Raw genomic sequence first — 19,978 nt, 5'->3', positions numbered from 1 at the left:
AGACTTTCCCCCAGTCCGGGGGTAGGTTTTTAAATCTTGTCTGATCTGCTTATTGTACCATATTCATTTGTTTAGATGGATGTGTTATTTTACTTAAAAATGGAAAAAGCCGTCCTCAAAGGACGGGGTTTTAAACCCAATCTTCTGATAAAATCAGAAGTTATCCTTGCTTTAGCTGAATAACTAAGTAGGTAGAGGGATATATAATGACAACCAACAACATTATTTTGAGTTACTTAGGCCCGCGAGAAATTGAGGTCAATAGAGCCGCTGTGTTACTTGGCACTTTTGACACAAATCTAGTGGCAGCGATTTCAGCATTAGAAGGCTCAAATGCCCTGAATGTCGGGAGAAATCTCTCTAGAGGCATTTGGAACATCAGTTTAGAAAAAGGATTCGATAGCGCAGGAACTCGCACAGTGCAGGTGAGGGCAACTGATAAGACTGGCAAAGTTATCGGCCAACAAACAATTAACATCAAAGTTAATCCTGCTTCTGGGGCACCCGCTCAAATTTTCACGTTAATTACTCTCACAGATACCAAATTCAAAGCCGGAACACTGCCCGCCAGCAATCTCAACGATCTGCAAAAAGCGGACATACCAGCAGGGAAAATATATCCAGTTAGCGACTACGAGTTAGAAGACGGACATCTAAATGTTCAACTAAATAATCCAATTTATCCGGTGGGAAAAACCGGCTTTTTCTACGAAAAACACGTACTCATAACCAAAGGCGCAAAAATTCTCATATTCGATCGCGCCGAGTTGCCGACCCCGCCTCCTGGAATGCAGTTACTGTGGGTGATCAAAAAGACCTGGTTAAAGTTCACCCCCGCAGATTCTGGAACTTTAGGCCCAACTCAGAAATTACTATTTAACCCAGGAGAAACTTTCAATCTTCTCGGCTACGCTTGCGTGGAAAACCATTTCAGAGTCGCTTTTGCTCGGGCAGTTCCTAACTTAGGAACTTCGGGATTTCTGTACTGGCTGCACGTCCAAATTTTGCGAGACGGGAGGGGAATTGAGTATGATAGAAATGCAGTTACGATGACAATCATCAAAACAACTGTGTTTAAAAAGCGGCCGATAAATGCCGCTAGCCTGCCACCCCAAGAAAAAATTACCTTGCCGGCGGGAATGATTTACGGAATTGCCGGATTCTTGATCGAACAAAGCCACATTAAAGTCTCGCTGACCGAGAATTTGCCACAATTTGGCAATACAGGCTTCATTTATCCCGATTTTGTGCAATTCAGCCGCGGTGGCAAATCTTTTAATCCCGCTGTGAATTTAACTTATCAAGGGCCGTCAGAAGTTTTAGTAAATCAGCCGATCGTCCTTCGGGGTACTTTTGACCGGCAACAAGCAGCAAAAATTGACGTGATAGCTGAGGATAAATTTCCCCTAACCGTCACTCTAAACCAAGAGACTAGCACTTGGCAAGTTAATTTGTCTAAAGGATTTAGCGTAGCTGGAGCTCGGTGGCTCAGGTTGCGGGCAACTGACAGCAAAGGCAACGTTACTGGCAGCCAAATAATTTACATTGCCGTAACTTCCGATCCGCTAACTGTCGGACGAGGTTTGACCTTAAAGATAGTTTCTGACACTTTGTTTAAGGTAGTTCCTCTTGATTCTTCCAGGCTCAACAATCAGCAAAAAGTTGTTGTCAAAGCAGGCCAGACGTTGGCCGTTAGCAAATACGGATTTATTGACGGGCATCTCAAGGTGGTTCTGGATTCAGCAATTTGGCCGATCGGCACTTTTGGCTATTTTTATGAACCCGACGTTCAGTTGGCAAAAGGTACTCAAATCCTAAGATTTGACCTGGCTGACGTACCCAATAGCAACGGGGGCGCTCAACTTTTGGTAACTCAAACAACTCAGATTAAAGCTAAACCCGAAGATTCATCGAAACTGCCTGCCGATCAAATTGCTGACCTACTTTTAGGCAGCACCTATGCCATTACTGGTTATGCCTGCATTTTGGGGCATTTCCGAGTAACTCTCGCCCAATCTATTCCCGGTTTCGGCAATATCGGATTTATTTATTGGCAGGACGTTAAAATTAAAAAAGACGGCAAAGAAGTTCCCTTTGACGCGGATGCTTTGACGATGACAATCCTGCAAGCAACTGTCTTTAAAAAACGGCCGGTAGATTCTTCTAGCCTGAGCAGTACCGAGAAAACTACGCTGCCTTTAGGTCGAGTTTACGGCGTGAACAGCTACGGTGCGGAAGGATCTCACCTGAAAGTTTCTCTGACTGAAGAACTGCCGAATTTGGGCAATACAGGTTATGTTTTTCCTAGTTTTGTTCAGTTCAAGCGGGGAGATAAAATTTTCGATCCGGTTCCGAACAATGTGGAATTGAACGTGCCGTATTTTTCGCAGCGAGACAATCCGCGTTTTGACTGGTCTACTTGCAACGTAACTTCGATCGCCATGGTGCTTTATTATTACGGCCTTCGTTCTAAGTGGGGCGGACAGTTGGAGGATGAGTTGTTGCAGTGGTGTTTCGACTATGCCGGCCAGGGATCTCAAACGGATCACAGCGTGCTTTCGGCGCTGATTCAGGCCTACGGGTTTAAGACGAGTTTTAGTACGACTCGCAAATGGGCCGAGGTGCGATCGGAATTGCTAAATCGGCGGCCAGTAGTTTTAGCAGGAGATTTTACTGCTGCCGGTCACATTCTTACTGTCATTGGCTACAATTCTCAGGGTTATATCGTGCAAGATCCTTGGGGAGATGCACTCACTGGTTACAGCGATACTGAGGGGAGAAAGTTGATGTATCCCTACAGTTATGTCAATCAAGTTGCTGGGCCAGATGGGAATGTTTGGGCACATTTTATCTATCCATAATTTACTCTACTGTTAGCAAATTGTGAGGCACTGCGGCTATTCGTAAGGTGTGCATAACAGCTATTCGTAAGGTACTTAATGCACACCCTACCTAACTTAGGAAATCTTGCGCTTAGGAATGAGAATTAAATAACTTACAATCTTTATTGTTCTTGTGGCATGGGCGTCCCGCCCGTGCATAAAGGACGGGCGGGACGCCCATCCCACTTTCAATAGTGTAAATTATTTAATTTGCGATCCTTAATTTTGCATTTTGCTGCGCCAATGCCTAAAAAGCTCAACCCTACTAAAGTACCAAACCAAGTGGGAGCATCCCGCTGTTTAACTAGACAGAAATACTTAGGGGTTGCTGAATATATCGCCCGCGTGTTACGTGGCCTGGGTTATTTGATCGCGCGATCGAGAGTAAAGTCGCAGCGATCAACAGGTAGAATAGGTCAAAAGCCGTGCATCACCACCTGCGATCGTGTATAAAAAAGCTGAGCTTGCCCCAAGCCCCCCATCCGACGCAAGAACTCCCCTTTGAAGGAAGATTATCAGAAGATAACCGTTGGGTAAAAATGGCCCAACTAATTCCTTGGTCGAAATTTGAATCAGACGCAAAAAATGAATCAACCAATCAAGGAAAATTAATCATAGATGCCACCTGTGCCCCAGCAGACATTAGCTACCCCACCGACTAAGGACTATTAAACAAGGCAAGAATTCACACAGAAAAAATCATCGACATTCTTTATAAGTCCCTCAAAGTAAAAATTAATAAAAAACCCAGAACCTACCGAAAAATAGCCAGAAAAGACTACTTAGCAGTAGCCAAACAACCACGACCATTACGAAACAAAAAAATCCCAGCCTTGAAAAAATAACGGCAATATATTAAAAGAAACCTCGCTCATATTGAACAGCTAATTGAATCAGGTGCCACCCTACAAAGTATGACCAAAAAGCAATATAAAACCTTGCTAGTTGTCACAGAAGTCTATCGGCAACAACTCTGGTTATTTGAAAATAAAAAACAGAGTATATCGGACAGTTGGGGTAAGTTTAAGCCAACCGCACATCCGTCCCATTGTCAGAGGAAAAGCAGGGAAACCTGTAGAGTTTGGAGCAAAACTATCAGCGAGTTGCAGTGAAGGATATGTATTTTTATACCGGATGAGCTGGGATAATTTTAACGAATCAGGAGACTTAAAAGCACTCATTTGAAGCCTTTAAAAATTACACAGGATACTATCGGTGAATCAGTCCATGCCGTTAGCGAAGCCCTCGAAGAGGATCGCATTTACCGAAATCGGGAAAACCGAGCATGGTGCAAAGAAAAAGGAATTAGAATCAGTGGGCCACCCTTGGGAAGACCCCCAGCAACTGTGAGTAAAGAAAAAAAGAAGCAAGCCTTAGAAGATGAGAGGATTCGTCAGGCAATTGAGGGAAAATTTGGGGCTTGCGTAAACGCAGATTTAGTCTCGATCTCATCATGGCAAAACTTGATAATACTTCACAGACAGCTATTGCTATCACTTTTTTAGTCATGAACCTTTCTACCTGGTTAAGATGGGTTTTTTTTTTGTTTTTATGCCGTTCGTGGAAAACAATGCCCATTTTTGGCTCTAATATAATCTGCGTTTATAACTTGCTCACATTGACGAAGGAAAAACTCATCTTTAACTCTGCTTGAATATATCGTGAGCTCCTGTTCTTAGTTTGCGATCGATTATTCAGCAAGCCCTAATTCGTTCATTGTAACTCAAAAAAGCCTGAAGTGATTACGGATCAATCACTTCAGGCTGGAATTTTTTAAATTTATAACCATCAATTCTATTTAAATACCTGCAAAATGTGGGATGTACATTTATTGGTTAACGTTAACCCGACTGATGTCGCTAGCTTTGTCCTGCAAAGAGTCAAAGGCAGGGCTTCCAGTTACTTAAGAAAAGAGTTTCCTGAATAGTGAAAATTGCCTACCTTGTGGACTCCTAGTTATTTTGTCGGTAGTGTTGGCAATGTCTCAACTGAAACCGTCCGAAAATATATTGAAGAACAGAGAAATAAATACTCCGCAACACTGGTAGCCTAAAGACTACAACTGCGTTTCATCAAGAGCTTGAAATACCGGGGTTCTCACGCGACGCGCTATAGGCTGCAGAAGCTAGTCGTTGTTCAAATAACCACTGTTTGCTTTCAGGAGAATCATCCAGCCAGCGATCGATCAAGTCCGCCCATTTGACAGGCAGACGCAACTCCTGCCAGGTTGAGTGAGAAGCGACAGAAAGATTGTGGTAAAGCGCTGAATCCGAAATAACTTTTTCGATACATTCTGCTAAAGCCAGAGAGTTCCCCGCTTCAAAAATCATCGAATTAATACCGTGTTTTAAGTGGGTTTTAAACATCGGGTGATCTGAAGCTACTATCGGTGTTCTAGTCCGTAAAGCGTGCTGAATAGTCAGGGGAAAACCTTCGGGATACTCGTGCCTGCTAGTAACTAACACGAGATCGGATTCTCTCATTAAAGGTTCTAAACTCTGAGTTGGCACGATTCCCAGAAAATCTACACAATCTTTAATTTGTAACTCTTCGACTCGCTGGGCAAAAAACTCCTCTTCACCTTTACCTGCCATTTTTAAGTGAACTGATATATTATTCCGTTCTCTTAACTTTGCTACGGCTCTCAATATATCACCCACGCCCTTACTTTGTATTAACGAACCAGCGTAAAAAAGTTGAATTTTTTTGATGTCCGCAGGGATTGTTTTCGGCGACAAAGAGCCGGGATTGGTCTCTAAGAGAAAGTCCCAGGGAATTATTTTATCAGCTTTTACTCCTATTTGTTGGAACAATAAAGATGACGTAATGCCGTAAGTTCCAACCCATTCTATTTGCTTGTTATTCAACAATTGGGACAGGAAATAGTTGCGGTATTTATTGCGCCAAGTTGTTGTCGCAATAGATTCTGCAAATACAGCGATGGTTTTAATTTTGTTTTTTATTGCCCACTTAAAAATGTCTGGAAAAGTCGTCCGCATGACTAAATGAGTCGGCTTTTGCTGGGCAATTAACTCGATCAATTTTTGGGTATCAATTTTGTAATTAAATCCGCAACCGATCGCCCGCACGCCGTTTTCTAGAACCCGATCGTTAAATTCGGGTGTCATGCAGCAAATAACCGTTACTGACTCAGCTCGTTTTGCCATCTCGGTGACGGCATCAACAGAATATTTTTGAGCGTAGTATGTTTCGCTTCCACCTTTGGCTAAACGATCAAAGGCTTCTGCGTAATCGCCGGCATACTGAACTATGACTAAGCGCATTTTCCTCAACTCTGGTTGTAAAGTATTTAATAGGACTTACGATGCAAAAGATGTGTAAGTAGGTTGATCGGGACGGTTTGAGGTACCGCCACAACCGCACTATTAATTTTATTTTGCTTCAGTCTTATTATAAAGAGTTTCGGCAACAGCCAGGTCAATAGATAGCGGCCGCAGTCGCTTTGTATTGGGGGTTTCAGGCTAATTTTCTCTTGATGTATCTGAGAGTGTGTTGCAAGTAGAATGCGGGAATTAATCCCGACTAAGTAAGGAGAAATACTGTCCCCTGCAATTTGATCTCCGAAGTTGCGATCGACACTCACTCTCGACACTCACTATCGGTACTCAGTTAGCATATTGGAGGGGATGCCAGCAGAATTGGGCTATAAAGTTCACAAATCGTGACAATATTTGGTTTTACGGCGCTCAATAAGCCAAAGTTTCTAAAGTTTCTCGCAGATAGGAACGAACCTGCTGATCGAGGGTGGCATTTTGGTGCTGACGCTCAAAATTGAGTTCTAGCTGCCAGCGTTGAAATCCTGAACTTGCGCCGATCGCGGATTTGAGACTGCCCCAGATTTCAGAATCTTCGCACAGCTCGATCGGCTCGGCGGCTTGAGGTTCTTGTGCGATCGGTAGATAATTCGCCATATTGTTATACCTCTGTTTTAATCCCCTGTAAGGATTGAAAGCTGACCTTGACACTCTCTATTATAGATTCTTCTCTCCAAAGAGCCAACCTAAAATATCCACAACCTGCGATTAAAAATTAAATATTAAGACTATTAATAATCTCTATCACAAGAGGGGTGTTACCTATTTTCTTCACAGCATACATCTGTACAAATTAAAGTAGCTTAAACTACAATTGTCCCCTTATTAATTTTTTATTTCACTTTTTTTCGATCGACTCTTCGGGTAGAGATGTAACGCCGTTGGAGTCAGCAGGTTTTGGGTTGACAATACTGCCGACTGACGAATTCCCTCTTGTGGATGCTGAACCAATTGACTCTGCCGCTGCAGCCACAGCGGCAGTTGTCTCGGCTGCCAAAGCCGGCAAAAGTCGATCGACTTGCCAAGGCGCGATCGTAAAATCCTGCCGAATTTTTTCTAAAACATGAGGCTGTGTCGCTGCAAATTCTGATTCCGGCGTCAGCAAAACCGCCATGACACTAGCAGACACCTGCAAAAACAAATTGCTAGCTAAAAAAGCAGCAACTGCCAACAACAATCCAGCCCACCGCCAGGAAGGAGGAAAGGGAGCAACCGTTGCCGCGAGGGGAGCCAATCGGTAGAGTTGCCACAAAATTACTGCCAGCAAAACAGCTACAAAAAGAGCGATTCCTTGATTTAACTTAGTTTTAAATCGAGTCAGAAGCCGCTGCTGCACCGAAGTTAAATTCTGCGGTTTCACCGCCACAACTAAAATACTAAAAATGTAAAAAGGGCGGAACCACTGCATCCACAGCACAGGAACAATACCGGCTACAGCCACTAAAAATATTTCTAACCAGACAGGGAGCAGGGGAGAACCCACTGCGAGTCCCAGCAAGCACACTCCTAGGAATATCGGCAGTGCAGCCGCCCCAGAAAGATGAATCCACAAGAAAGGATCTGACCAAAAAGAACGCACTTTAAAAAATAATTATGAGTTATGAGTTTTGAATTTTGAGTTTTGATAGTCGGGGACGCATTCTTAAGCAATAAACCTGGTGCAAAGAGTACATCTCTAGAAGTAACACCAAGCATTTTGGGAGGAAACTCGATTGCGGTGCGTAAGTCTTATTGGAGTTTGAAATTTTGAATTTTTAGCAACAGCCAAGACGATGAGGACGTTGTTAATTGTGGATATATTTGCTTTTCTTACTTCTTCCTTCTCTCCTCGATAACTAAAACCTTCTGCCTTCTGGATTCTTGCTTCTGCTATAAGTTAAAAACAAAAGTTGCGAGTGATGACTTTAGGAGTATTGAGTGAAGAGAAGAGTTGCGAGCGATCGGCAATTTAGTTGCGATCGCTCAAAAATTCTCTTCCCTCTCAACACTCACCACTCAAAACTATTGAGAGAGAGTCCGGCGTTTAGTAACCATCCGGTAGGCTTCAATAATATCGCCATCCGCCCAGTCGCTAAACCCGCTCAAGGAAATGCCGCATTCAAAGCCAGCATTGACTTCCTTGGCATCTTCCTTCATCCGTTTTAGGGAGTCGAGGACACCTTCGTAAACGACATTGTTGCCCCGGCGCACCCGCACCTTACAGTTACGGATGACTTTGCCAGAGAGTACCATACATCCAGCCACAGCCCCGCGACCGATCGCAAAGACAGCGCGCACTTCGACGCTTCCCAAAGGTTCTTCCACCAATTCGGGTTCCAGCAGGCCTTCCATCGCCCCTTGAATGTCATCCAAGAGGTTGTAGATGATGCTGTATTCCCGCACGTCTACGCCAGCTTGGTCAGCCGCGAGGCGAGCGTCGGTGGCCAGAGTAGTATTGAACCCGATAATTACAGCATTACTGGCTGCTGCGAGGTCAATATCCGTTTCTGTAATTTCCCCAGGAGCAGATAGCAGCAGTCGGAGTTGAACTTCTTTTTGAGGAAGTTGAGTCAGAGCGCCGACAATTGCTTCGAGGGAGCCTTGGACATCTGCCTTCAAGATCAAGTTGAGTTCCTTGAGAACGCCTTCCTTAGCTTGTTGAGAGAAGCCGCTGAGGCTGATCCGGCCGCCTTGCAGCAGGCGTGAATCTCGTCTGGAGGTAGCTCTTCCGCTTGCGATCGCCGCAGCTTCTTTTTCGTTTGCGAAGACATCAAACTCGTCTCCGGCGCGAGGAACTTCCCGCAGCCCTAGCACTTCCACCGCGAAGGATGGAGTTGCGTGTTCTACGCGATCGCCCCGGTCATCGATCATTGCCCGCACCTTGCCCAAAGCCGAGCCTGCGACCACAATATCGCCCACTCGCAGAGTGCCGTTCTGAACCAGCAGAGTTGCCACAGGCCCCCTTGCCTTGTCGAGGTGAGCTTCAATCACAGTACCCTTAGCCGGTCGGTGCGGGTTGGCGTTGAGGTCTTCCATTTCCGCGACTGTCAGAATCATTTCCAACAGCGTATCCAGGTTTTCGCCTCGGATCGCGCTGACTGGAACCATCGTGATATCGCCCCCCCAGTCATCTGCCACCAAGCCGTACTCAGTAAGCTCTTGCTTCACCCGTTCCGGCTGAGCACCCTCCTTGTCAACTTTATTGATAGCCACGACAATTGGCACTTTCGCAGCTTTCGCGTGGCTGATCGCTTCAATTGTCTGGGGTCGCACGCCGTCGTCCGCCGCCACCACCAAGATGGCGATGTCCGTAACCCGTGTTCCCCGAGCCCGCATCGCTGTAAAGGCTTCGTGACCGGGCGTATCCAAAAATACCACCTGCTGGCTCTTGCCTTCGTGTACCACATCCACGTGGTAAGCACCGATGTGCTGGGTAATGCCCCCAGCTTCTCCCTGAGCCACCTTGGTTTTGCGGATCGAGTCGAGCAAGGTAGTTTTACCGTGATCCACGTGACCCATAATCGTTACTACTGGGGGACGGCGTTCGAGGTATTCCAAATCCGCTTCGTCCAGCATCTCGATCACTTTGATAGCTGGGGCTACTTTTTCTGGGGTTTCCACCTCTACGCCCATTTCTTCGGCTACCATCCTCACCGCTGGAATGTCCAGGGTTTCGGTAATATTTACCGCAATTCCTTTAGAGAAAAGCCGCTTAATAATTTCGGTTTCGGGAACAGCCAGAGTAACTGCTAGTTCTTGAACGGTCATCGGCCTGCTCAGCAGCAGCTTTTCTGGACGTTCTACCTTAGCTTCGGCTGTTTTGCCCCGGTTGCCGCGTCCCCCGCTCGAACCTGAAGAACTTTTATCGTGAGAAGGGCCTGGTCTCTTATTTTTTCCGCTGCTTCCGGGTGCGCCCGGAGTTGGTGTTGACTTGGGTGCTGCTTGTCCCTTCGCTTTCGCTGGGCGGGCTAGGGACAGGCTGACCGTGACTGGTGCTGGGAGATCCAAGCCGTTTTCTAAGTCATCGTCATCCTCGTCTATGGGTTTGAGGCGAGAACGTTTTGCCTTAACAGCTTTGGCCGCTTTGGCAGCATCTGAGTTTTCGTCATCATCTTCTTCCCAAATGACCGATGTCTTTTTGGCAGGACGAGGGAGGGAGGGCCTTTCGAGGAGAGGAATCTCCAGCAACGGCGTATTATCTTCTTCATTGTCATCAGTGTCATCCCCTAGCGCTCCGGTGCCACCGCCCCGGCTACGCAGCCCGGTAGCTGACGTTGCGGGGGCCAGGCTCCGGCGCGGCCCACCGGGCTGGGGTCGATCGGCCAGTGGAGTTTTGACTGGGCCACCAGGGCCTTCCCGGCGCGGTATGCGCGCGTCGCGAGATTCGGTACCTCCCGGTGCAGGTCTGCTGGGGCGGCTCGGTTTAGCCGGCGCTTCCAGAGTTTCTGACTGTCCTGATTGCTCTTGCTCGGTTTTTGCCAGTTTGAGTACCGGCTTGTTCCCCAGATTTTGTGGGGTACGGCTAGCCGACTCGGACGCCCCTCTGACGGGCGGCGACGTGAGTTTTGCCGAGGGCGCAGGAGGGGCCATCGGCGGTTGCTGGGTGCGTTCTGGAGCCTTGGACGACGGCGGTTGAGGTGCCGCCGGTGCCTGAGCCTGGGCGGTGGTTTCCGGGGCGATCGCACCTACATTTTCCGACACTCTTTCTGACGGAGCCGCCGACACAGCGACATTTGGCTTCGACAGTACAGGTCGATTGATATTCGGTTTAGCTGGAGGCTGGAGTTGTTGAGCAGCAGGCGACTTGGGAGGAGTTGCCACGGTTGCCGCCGGCTGGTTTTTGTTCTCCTCGTTGCCTGCAGGCTGGGAGGAGGCACCAGCCGGCCGTACTTTTGGACTGCGTATTTCTAAAATTTGCTGCTTTTTTTGTTGGTCGTTAGGGTGAGGGCCAGATTCTCTCGATGGCGCGGCTGCTCTTTCGGGTGGAGCTGGCTTGCCGGGGGAAGAGTGGCTACTGGCTACGTATTTTTCCGCCGTTTTGCGAATGCGCTCTGCTTCGGATTCTGTAATTGTGCTGCTGTGGCTCTTGACTGAAATATTGAGCCGCTCGCAAACTGCCAAGATGTCTTTATTATCCAAATTTAGTTCCCGTGATAATTCGTAAATTCTTACTTTGCCGTTGTTCATCCACTCTGCCCTCTTTTGTGCCAACCAGTTTTTACATTGTGATTTTTTGTGCTAATGACGACATCATTCGGTGTGATTGATTCAGTGTCAGGAATCGGGGTTTTGGTACTCGCTCAGCAATTTTATCTAAAAGATGCAACTCGCTGAAGTCTGCGGTTGAAGAATTCTCAAGTCTGTTTGGGAACTTGGAACTCCGAAGTCTGAGTTTTGGCAAAACCCACTCTCTCAAGCTTCAAAGTTTGCCTTTCCACCTTGAGGATACCTCTGCTAGTACCCTACCCTTATCTAATCTGACACAAATCTTTCCAGACTGGTGGGCAGATCGGATTGGGGTTTTATAGCTGGCGCTACCGGTAATTACTGGTAGGGCTGCCAAGAGGGTTTATACAGTCGATGCCGAACTATTGTCGGTTTTTCGTCCGGCTAGGCCCGAGTAAGATGTACAGTCAGATGTGGCTAAACGCTGCCAAAGTGTTTGGTAGAGTTCGTCAGACACAGGCGCTTTGAGCGATCGCCCAAGTCGATTTTTTTTCTGAGCTGCTTTGAGGCATTCGGCTTCCCGACAAAGGTAAGCAGAACGACCCATGCCACGATCTAATTGTACCTGATGAGAAGGATAGAGCCTGACTACTCGCCAAAAAGCTTCCTTAGGAGCTATTTTTCGACAACTTGCACAGCACCGGTAGTTCGGTTTCATTTCTTGTGAGAGGGGGAGTAGGGGACAACTCCTCCTTGTCTGGCGAAGATAGAAAATCTTAGGACAAGGAGTCAGAAGACAGAATTCAGAATTCAAAATACGCCATGCCCCAAGTCAGGGGTAAGGGTTACGGAAAAAATTTTTTGTGTTCCACGATTAAAATCGGGGGCTTTAAAGCTCGATTCTCCATCCTGTCGCACGGAACCCATTCTGGATTCTGAATTCTGAATTCTTCTTCGGTAAATGTCACAGTTTTTAGACAGCGGCTTCGGTTTCCTCCGTAGCTGCTGCCTCCTCTTCCTCAAATTCTGCGGTTTCCTCGTCGTAGTCGCCTGCTTCCTCGTAGTCGCCTTCTAGTTCTTCGAGCCTAGTTGCTTCTGCAGCCAATTTGCTGTCTTCGGCCGCGCGATCGTACTTAGCAATATCTTTGATATCGATTTTCCAACCGGTGAGGCGGGCTGCGAGACGCACGTTCTGACCTTCTTTGCCAATGGCAAGACTCAGTTGGTCTTCAGCGACCAAAATGTGAGCTCTCCTGCCTTCTGGAGCAACTAAACGTACTTCATCTACTCTAGCGGGACTCAGAGCGTTAGCAATATAAGTTGCTGGGTCTGGAGACCAGCGGATCACGTCGATTTTTTCGCCCCGCAATTCGTTGACTACTACCTGAATCCGCGATCCCCGCGCTCCGATGCAGGCTCCTACAGGGTCTACGTCGCGATCGAGAGTATCAACTGCTATTTTAGTCCGGGGGCCGACGTGCCGGGATGGCGGATTTGCCTCCCTGGCTACGGCAACAATTCTCACCACCCCGTCTTCTATTTCTGGTACTTCGTTAGCAAACAGGTAAACCACCAAACCTGCGTCGGCTCTAGAAACAAGTAACTGCGGCCCACGAGTTGAGCCTTCGCCTACTTTTTTGAGATAAACCTTGAATGTAGCGTTGGCCCGATAATTGTCGTTGGGCAACTGTTCGCGCTTAGGGAGTTCGGCATCTACTTCTGGCTGACCGAAGCTGCTGGTGACAGCTAAAATTACCGACTGCCTCTCAAACCTGAGCACTCTTGCTTGAAGAACGGTTTCTTCTAAATCTTTAAACTCTTCTTGAATCATTTTGCGCTGTTGGTCGCGCAGTTTTTGAGCGAGAACTTGTTTGGTCTGGATCGCCGCCATGCGACCAAATTCTTTTTGATTTGGTGTTACGTCTACGAGCACGATGCTCCCAGGTTGAGCTTCCGTGGCTACTTCTTGCACTTCCGTAAGTGAGATTTCGTGATCGGGATTGATGACTTCTTCGACAATAGTTTTGTTGGCTAAAACGCGGAAACCTTCTTGTTCTGCGTCTAGTTCTACATCAAAGTTGTCGAAGTATTCTTCGCTGAAGTGGTCGAGTTTTTGGGTACGGCGGTAGCGTTCGTATCCTTTGAGCAGAGCTTCTCGCAAGGCTGCTTGGACGGCGTGTTTGGGTAAATTGCGTTCTTTGCTAATACCTTCGACCATTTCTTTTAGTCCGGGCAGGGGAACCATTGACATATAAAACTCTCCTTTTTTGCTGTGGTAACAAGTAACTGGTAATCGGTAATTGGTACTGGAAAAATTTCCAGAAAAAGTGATGACGAGGAGTGATGAGTTACTGGATAGGATTAGGGAAGCTAGGTGCAGTAACAATTTATTTGTTGTTCCTCTTCAACCCGCTGCTACAGATGTGATTGTTAAAAATTAACTCGCAGCCAAGCGTTTTCAGCTTGCTGCGAGGCAATCGCAAAACTCAAATCGGGCGGGCACAGGGGCACTGCCCCTACAACTCAAAACTCAAAATTTCCCTTTACATCTCCTTTCCTTCGTCTAGTTCAACTTTGACAATCTGAGGGCGGGGAATTTTAACCTGTCGCCCTTTTTGATTGAGATAAACCGCTGTTTCATCCCGGCCCAGGAGTAGTCCTTTCCACTCTTTGATTCGCGAGTCGGGTTCGGTGGTTTTGGCTGTCACGGGGAAACCTTTAAAGGTAATGAATTCTCGATCGCTGCTGAGCAATCGGGATATTCCGGGACTGGAAATCTCTAGCACGTAGGCATCGGCTATGATGTCGGCTGCCTCTAACTCGGCATCGAGGGCTGTGCTCATGCGCTCGCAGTCGGCTAAACCAGTGTCTTGTTGGAGGTTGCGGATGTCTACCCGCAAGACGGGAGGATTTTGGTTGGTGTGAAACACTGCTCCCACTACTTCCAATCCCAGTGTTTCCGCAACGGGGGTAGCTAAGTCAATGATTTGTGGGATTAGGGGATGAGTCATATCGAATACTTAAGTTAAAACTCCTAAACTCGGACACGGGCAAGGAAAAATTTGTTGTTGAGATTGCTTGGTTTTGAGGTGGTTTGATTAGGTGGCTGCGACTTTCGTCTTCAACTTTGGGACTTACCCAACATCCCAGCAGGGATCTCAAGCGGGGGGATACCCCTACTAAATCAGTCCTCAACTTGCAAGTCAGACGCCCTGAGCTCTTTTCCTGCGACTAATGCAACAAAAAAAGTGGGCTTGACCCACTCCTAGGTAAAACAATTTCTTCCAAGAAGTTTGAGGACTTCTTCCGATCGAAGGGAGGCCTCAGTTCTCAGTTTAGCTCGATCGCCCGCCCGGTGACAAACTGATCGCCATCGGCGGACTGTCCGAGGGCAGAAGGGGAGAGCTGACAGGGGGAATAAGGACGACTTCATCACAGTTTTGGAGTGGGGTGTCGCGTGTGGCAAATTCCTGGTTGATACCCAAGCGGGTGCGATCGATCTGAGATGTTGCACCATTCTCGCTTAACAGGCTTTTCGGCCTGTTCCACAAGAAAATCTACTCTTTGTGGAACAGGCCGAAAAGCCTGTTCCTAAAAAGCTTATTGACAATGGTGCAAGATGTGCGATCGCCCCTAGAACAGGGGGAGGAGTGGCACTCAGGCGTTCTAGGACTTGCGATACGGGAGTTTCTTGGGTAAATTGTAATTTCAGTTCGGACAAGCCCTCTGCTTCTTGATAGGGGGCCAAGAGTTTGACAGTGATGGTGATTGGTAGATTAGACATGGGCGATCGGCAAATTACCAGCTATATTGACCAAACAGCCAAACTAAAATTAACCCTAAAAACTCCCCATTACTAATGCTGAATTGGAAGCTCAATAACAAACTCTACCCCCCATTCGGGCGAGGAAATGCAAGTCAGCTTACCACCATGTTTTGCTTCTACAATCTCACGGCTAATAGACAAACCTAAACCTGTCCCTTTACCTACTGATTTAGTAGTAAACATCGGCGTGAATAAATGCTGCATTACTTCCTGAGTTATGCCAACCCCATTATCAGCAATCCGAATCAAAACTCTGTCGCCCTGAAGCATTTCAGTGCAGATACGAATCTGTGGGTTGTCATTGCTCTGTTGCTTTTCCCCGCAGGGCGGACAACTGCTCGTAGACTCTTCTAAAGCATCAATTGCATTCGCTAATACATTCATAAACACCTGATTGATTTGCCCAGGATAGCACTCTACCAGCGGTAATTCGCCGTACTCTTTAATAACCTTAATAGCTGGGCGAGTGCCTTTACCTTTCAATCGATGACCTAAAATCAACAGGGTACTATCTAGCCCATCGTGAATATTCACTGGCGTTAGTGCCGATATATCCAACCGAGAGAAATTACGCAGTGACATAGAAAGATTGTAAAGTCGCTCTGTTCCGACCGCCATTGAATCAATAATTTTTGGCAAATCTTCCACAATAAAATCTAACTCAATCTCTTGGGACTTCTCCTCAAATTCTGATGTCGAATTAACGTGGTGCTGGCAAAGCCGAGTTATCTCGATCAAATCGGCAATATATTCCTTGGCAATAGGGATATTATTGGAGATAAAACTAACTGGATTGTTAATTTCGTGAGCTACCCCAGCTACAAGTTGACCCAGACAAGCCATCTTTTCACTTTGAACGATTTGCACCTGAGCTTTTTTAAGATTATCCAAAGCTTGAGAAAGTTCAGCGGTTCGTTCTTCCACCCGTTTTTCTAACTCCTGCGCGAGCTGATGTAACGCTGCTTCGGCTGCGATCCTGTCTTCAATTTCCCGTTTGAGAAGCAGATTTTGATCGGCGAGAGTTTTAGTCAAAGAACGCAGTTTTAAATGGAGATTGACGCGAGCTAATACCTCATTTTGTTCAAAAGGCTTAGTAATGTAATCCACAGCCCCTAGATTAAAGCCTTTGACTTTATCTCCTATGTCAGAAAGAGCCGTCATAAAAATTACCGAAATTTCGTTCGTCAACGGACTTGCCTTCAGGCGATGGCAGGTTTCAAACCCGTCAATTCCTGGCATCATCACATCTAAAAGAATCAAATCAGGCTGAGTATATTCAGCCTGTTCGATGGCGGTTTCGCCATCAGTTGCTACCAATATCTCCCATCCAAAACCCGCTAAAGCTTCAGAAAGCACGTCTAGATTGCTAGGATTATCATCGACGATTAAGATGCTACTTGTTTCAATATTTGCTGCCTTCATTCTTTTTCTATCCTGTGGGATGTAATAAACTCTTTAATTTTTTTGACCTGATAGCCTTGGGCTAACTGGCGCAGCTCAACAGCAAAAGACACAAATTTCTGATCCAATTTCTCTAAGTGTTCACTGCGCTTCACAATTCCTTTCACGTTGCCTCTCATCGCCAGTTCAAGTAGGAGTTCCATTTCTCCGGGCGGGGGAGCCACTACAGAGTTCGATTCAGAAAGTGATTGAGGCTCAGAGGAAAAGGCAATATTGCTGATTTTTTCATTTTTTCGTTCCTCATATATCCATTCAAGTTTTAAATACTTTTGCAACATCTCAAATAGCTCTTCTGCCTGCACAGGCTTACCGAGAAAATCGTTGGCTCCCCCCTCCAAACTTTTATGTTGGTCGGTAGCAAATACACTGGCAGATGAAGCAATGATTGCCACGTCTGTATAGTCTGACAAATTTCGGATACGGCGCATCATCTCAAAGCCATCTAACACTGGCATCACTAAGTCAGTGATAATCAAATCGAACTTAAACTCTTCTACTTTTTCTAAACCTTCTTGACCGTTTTTAGCTTCGGTTACTTCAAATCCGAGGGGTTCCAGGAGATTGACAATGACTGAGAGATTTTCCCATTTGTCATCCACAACCAAAACTTTCTGTTTTCTACCTTGGTACCCAACTAGCTTTCTTTGCTTGGCAATCGTGACTGTATTTGCCCAGTCTGCCGCTTCCGGTAAATCCAAATCTAGCCAAAAAACACTGCCTGTTCGTGACTGACTTTTTACTTGAATGGTACTACCCATCATTTCGACAATTTTCTGGCTAATTGTTAAACCGAGTCCGGTTCCTTCCGCCTGACGCTTGCTCTCTCCTACCTGTTCAAAAGGCAAAAATATTTTTTTTAAGTGTTCTGGCGTCATACCAACGCCAGTATCTTCTATTTGAAACCGAATTTTGTGAATTGGTGAGGCTGGCTTTTGCTGATGGCTTTGTACCTTTGCACCTGTCCCCTTTTCCAGATATTCTATCTTAAAAGTCACTCGTCCCGAGTCTGTAAACTTAATTGCATTGCTCAGTAAGTTAATTAGTACCTGTCGCAAGCGTTTTTCGTCAGCGTAGATGCCAGCAGGAATTTCCGAACTGGGTTGATAAACAAAAGCAATTCCTTTTTGTTCGGCTCGGATGCGGCAGATTTCCGCGACTCCCTGCAAAAAGGAAGGAAAATGAAAATCTTTCGCGTACAGTTCCAGTTTCTGGGCTTCAATTTTAGCGAGGTCTAAGATGTCATTGATCAGGGTTAGCAGGTGGGAGCCACACTGGTGAATAATACTGATGCCTTGGAGTTCCTTGGGAGCCATCGTTTTTGAGCGTTCTAGGATTTGAGCGTATCCTAAAATTCCATTGAGTGGTGTTCTCAATTCGTGACTCATATTTGCTAAAAATTCACTTTTAGCTTGGTTGGCAGTATCCGCGATTTGTTTGGCTTCCGTGAGTTCAGCAGTGCGTTCTTGTACTCTGATTTCTAGTTCGGAATTGGTCTTGGCTAGCGCATCAAAGGATTCGCGCAACTGTTGTGCCATTTGGTTGAATGATTGACCCAGAACTTCTAGTTCTTCTACGCCTTTTACTTGCACATTTTGGTCTAAATCTCCACTAGCGATTGCCCTAGAAGCTTCACTCAAGCGAAGAATCGGGTTAGTAATCCAGCGTGCGGTTAATATTCCTAAAACCGTAGCCAGTCCCAAGGCTCCTAAACACAAAAAAATGGTCGTCTGGGTGTTAACATTAATTTGCTCCATGAAGTCAGCTTCGGGAACTGTGATTACAATTAACCAGTCCAAACCGCGATCGTCTTTATAAGGAAGCGCTTGTAGAAATTGTCGTTGGCCATCGATCCAGAAGTCAAGCTGTTCTCGCTTGGTAATTTTTTTTAGGTCGCCAAATTGCTGTTGTAATTGCTTCGTAGCAGAGCTTATTAAGGGATCTGTGCTTTTAGCTGCATTGATGCGTTTAGCTTTCGCATTTTCAACTAAAAATGGCTGCTCTAGGGTAGAGCTGGCAACGATGAGTCCTGAGCGCTCGATGATAAAAGTTTGCCCTGAACGACCGATTTTTATATTTTTGAGAAAGTCACTAATTTGTGTTAGAAAAAAATGATCGGCGAATACCCCAATGACTGCTCCTTTACTATCATTGAGAGCAACACTAGCAGGCAAAACCATTTCTGGGAAAGCGTGATAGGAAAATATTTCGCCCCACACTGGTTTGCCTGCTTGGACGGCAGCCACGTACCAGGGTCGTTCCTCTATCTTGAAGTCGGGCTTTTCCTGAATGAGCCTTATACGCTCTCCGTCTTTAGTCATATCATAAAATCGAATACTTCCCCCTGTGGCTTGGCCGGCTTCCATGATTTGCAAGGTGTCTTTTTTAGGTTTTAATGCCCCAATAAAGCCATCATATTTTTGACTACCGAACATAATGGAACCTGCTGTCGGAAATAACTGTACCTGCTGCACAAAGTAGCGCTCTAGGCGTGGCAAGTCTTGAACGTCAATTTGACCTAGGCGGACAGCCTCAAGATTGATTTGATTGACTAGGTGGGGAGCCTCTAAATATTCGTTAAGCTTCTGATTGATGCGTTCGGAGACTTCACTGCGGAGTTGAGTCGCAACATTATTGACAGCTTCTTGTCCGTTGCGTACCGAGACCCAAGCGGTCAGCCCGACGGCGGCAAAGATTTGCACGACGAATGGCAACACTAGGATCAGGCGAAGTGACAGCTTTTTTTGAGAACGGTTTGACAGAAAAGTGGTGCGAGATGTGTGTGACATTGATTGGTGTTACTCCTGGGGTAACGAGTTGAGGGAAAATCTCTGTGGATTTAGTGAAATGAGACTGAGGAAATATATATTGAAAAGCTATCTATAATAGTTATTGAAACTTTTTAGAAAGTAACTTGCTTGAACCAGCATAGCTACTCTAGGTGTTTACTATGAGAGGGTTATAATTATAGCTGACTAAAGATGCTGAAGGGGAACATCTCAATGAAAGCACCTAAGTTAGAAATTGGATTTTTGAGGCTCTCTTGCTGCGAGGCAGGAGGGAGGAGGCAGGAGGCAGAAGGCAGGAGGAAGAAGAAGTGTTTTTACAAATATGAGATGCTCCCTGCTGAAGCGCCTGATTTTTTTACTAGCATTTGTAAAAAAAAAATTTTTTGAGAAAATCAGCTAGCAATTCTATCTAATAGATTACTTGGTTTACAGCTATTTGTAGTGGTTTTTAACTTTACTTTACAGACAGGGTAAACGCATCTAAATTAAGTTGACAGAAAATCATATTTGTGCATGATTTGTTTTTTATAAAACAATTCTTAA

Annotated in this window: 12 protein-coding genes and 2 pseudogenes; 3 read left to right on the top strand and 11 right to left on the bottom strand. The window is 46.0% G+C overall.

Annotated elements, in window-relative coordinates:
* Positions 1-206: 206 nt before the first annotated feature.
* From QUB51_RS28115 to tnpA, 3 genes and pseudogenes are all read left to right on the top strand, one after another.
* The gene (locus tag QUB51_RS28115; RefSeq protein ID WP_333208483.1) at positions 207-2,861 is read left to right on the top strand and encodes a C39 family peptidase; all 2,655 of its coding nucleotides are present in this window, start codon (positions 207-209) and stop codon (positions 2,859-2,861) included.
* 470 nt (positions 2,862-3,331) lie between these two features.
* Positions 3,332-4,536, top strand: a pseudogene (locus QUB51_RS28110) (transposase).
* 168 nt (positions 4,537-4,704) lie between these two features.
* Positions 4,705-4,935, top strand: a pseudogene (tnpA, locus tag QUB51_RS28105) (IS200/IS605 family transposase); the annotation flags it as partial.
* A 19-nt stretch (positions 4,936-4,954) separates the two neighbouring features.
* On the opposite strand, the gene QUB51_RS28100 reads toward tnpA, so the two are convergent.
* The 11 genes from QUB51_RS28100 to QUB51_RS28050 all read right to left on the bottom strand — a co-directional run bounded on the left by QUB51_RS28100 (position 4,955) and on the right by QUB51_RS28050 (position 19,435).
* The gene (locus tag QUB51_RS28100; RefSeq protein ID WP_333057836.1) at positions 4,955-6,166 is read right to left on the bottom strand and encodes a glycosyltransferase family 4 protein; all 1,212 of its coding nucleotides are present in this window, start codon (positions 6,164-6,166) and stop codon (positions 4,955-4,957) included.
* A 423-nt stretch (positions 6,167-6,589) separates the two neighbouring features.
* Positions 6,590-6,814: a hypothetical protein gene (locus QUB51_RS28095; RefSeq protein ID WP_333057837.1), complete on the bottom strand. Its 225-nt coding sequence runs from the start codon at positions 6,812-6,814 to the stop codon at positions 6,590-6,592.
* 241 nt (positions 6,815-7,055) lie between these two features.
* Positions 7,056-7,769: a low-complexity tail membrane protein gene (locus tag QUB51_RS28090; protein WP_333057838.1), complete on the bottom strand. Its 714-nt coding sequence runs from the start codon at positions 7,767-7,769 to the stop codon at positions 7,056-7,058.
* A 449-nt stretch (positions 7,770-8,218) separates the two neighbouring features.
* Positions 8,219-11,383 (bottom strand): translation initiation factor IF-2, encoded by a 3,165-nt coding sequence (gene infB, locus QUB51_RS28085; RefSeq protein WP_333057839.1) that lies wholly within the window; start codon positions 11,381-11,383, stop codon positions 8,219-8,221.
* Positions 11,384-11,765: 382 nt separating this feature from the next.
* Positions 11,766-12,080: a YlxR family protein gene (locus QUB51_RS28080; protein WP_333057840.1), complete on the bottom strand. Its 315-nt coding sequence runs from the start codon at positions 12,078-12,080 to the stop codon at positions 11,766-11,768.
* Positions 12,081-12,335: 255 nt separating this feature from the next.
* Positions 12,336-13,613: a transcription termination factor NusA gene (nusA, locus tag QUB51_RS28075; protein ID WP_333057841.1), complete on the bottom strand. Its 1,278-nt coding sequence runs from the start codon at positions 13,611-13,613 to the stop codon at positions 12,336-12,338.
* Between the two features lie 292 nt (positions 13,614-13,905).
* Positions 13,906-14,373 carry a ribosome maturation factor RimP gene (gene rimP, locus QUB51_RS28070; protein ID WP_333057842.1) on the bottom strand — a complete coding sequence of 156 codons (468 nt, stop codon included), beginning with the start codon at positions 14,371-14,373 and terminating at the stop codon, positions 13,906-13,908.
* A 324-nt stretch (positions 14,374-14,697) separates the two neighbouring features.
* Entirely contained in the window at positions 14,698-14,913 is a 216-nt protein-coding gene (locus QUB51_RS30520; RefSeq protein ID WP_445243017.1) for a MoaD/ThiS family protein, read from the bottom strand.
* Complete coding sequence (locus QUB51_RS28060) at positions 14,886-15,146, bottom strand: hypothetical protein (RefSeq protein WP_333057843.1); 261 nt, start codon at positions 15,144-15,146, stop codon at positions 14,886-14,888. Before QUB51_RS28060 ends, QUB51_RS30520 begins: the two co-directional genes overlap by 28 nt.
* Positions 15,147-15,218: 72 nt before the next feature.
* Complete coding sequence (locus tag QUB51_RS28055; protein WP_333057844.1) at positions 15,219-16,610, bottom strand: response regulator; 1,392 nt, start codon at positions 16,608-16,610, stop codon at positions 15,219-15,221.
* On the bottom strand, positions 16,607-19,435 hold the full coding sequence (locus tag QUB51_RS28050) for an ATP-binding protein (protein ID WP_333057845.1): 2,829 nt from the start codon (positions 19,433-19,435) through the stop codon (positions 16,607-16,609). The genes QUB51_RS28055 and QUB51_RS28050 overlap by 4 nt, the downstream gene beginning before the upstream one ends.
* Between the last annotated feature and the right edge of the window lie 543 nt (positions 19,436-19,978).

Origin of the sequence: Microcoleus sp. AT8-A3 (assembly GCF_036705675.1) — a bacterium.
In the GTDB taxonomy this organism is placed as follows: Bacteria; Cyanobacteriota; Cyanobacteriia; order Cyanobacteriales; family Microcoleaceae; genus Microcoleus.
This window is presented reverse-complemented; position numbering and strand designations above follow the sequence as displayed.

What these genes read in the sequence shown, in the direction of transcription:
- QUB51_RS28115 (WP_333208483.1), top strand. Translation starts at nt 207, where the DNA reads ATGACAACCAACAACATTATTTTGAGTTACTTAGGCCCGCGAGAAATT.
- QUB51_RS28100 (WP_333057836.1), bottom strand. Translation starts at nt 6,166, where the DNA reads ATGCGCTTAGTCATAGTTCAGTATGCCGGCGATTACGCAGAAGCCTTT.
- QUB51_RS28095 (WP_333057837.1), bottom strand. Translation starts at nt 6,814, where the DNA reads ATGGCGAATTATCTACCGATCGCACAAGAACCTCAAGCCGCCGAGCCG.
- infB (WP_333057839.1), bottom strand. Translation starts at nt 11,383, where the DNA reads ATGAACAACGGCAAAGTAAGAATTTACGAATTATCACGGGAACTAAAT.
- QUB51_RS28080 (WP_333057840.1), bottom strand. Translation starts at nt 12,080, where the DNA reads ATGAAACCGAACTACCGGTGCTGTGCAAGTTGTCGAAAAATAGCTCCT.
- nusA (WP_333057841.1), bottom strand. Translation starts at nt 13,613, where the DNA reads ATGTCAATGGTTCCCCTGCCCGGACTAAAAGAAATGGTCGAAGGTATT.
- rimP (WP_333057842.1), bottom strand. Translation starts at nt 14,373, where the DNA reads ATGACTCATCCCCTAATCCCACAAATCATTGACTTAGCTACCCCCGTT.
- QUB51_RS28060 (WP_333057843.1), bottom strand. Translation starts at nt 15,146, where the DNA reads ATGTCTAATCTACCAATCACCATCACTGTCAAACTCTTGGCCCCCTAT.
- QUB51_RS28055 (WP_333057844.1), bottom strand. Translation starts at nt 16,610, where the DNA reads ATGAAGGCAGCAAATATTGAAACAAGTAGCATCTTAATCGTCGATGAT.
- QUB51_RS28050 (WP_333057845.1), bottom strand. Translation starts at nt 19,435, where the DNA reads ATGTCACACACATCTCGCACCACTTTTCTGTCAAACCGTTCTCAAAAA.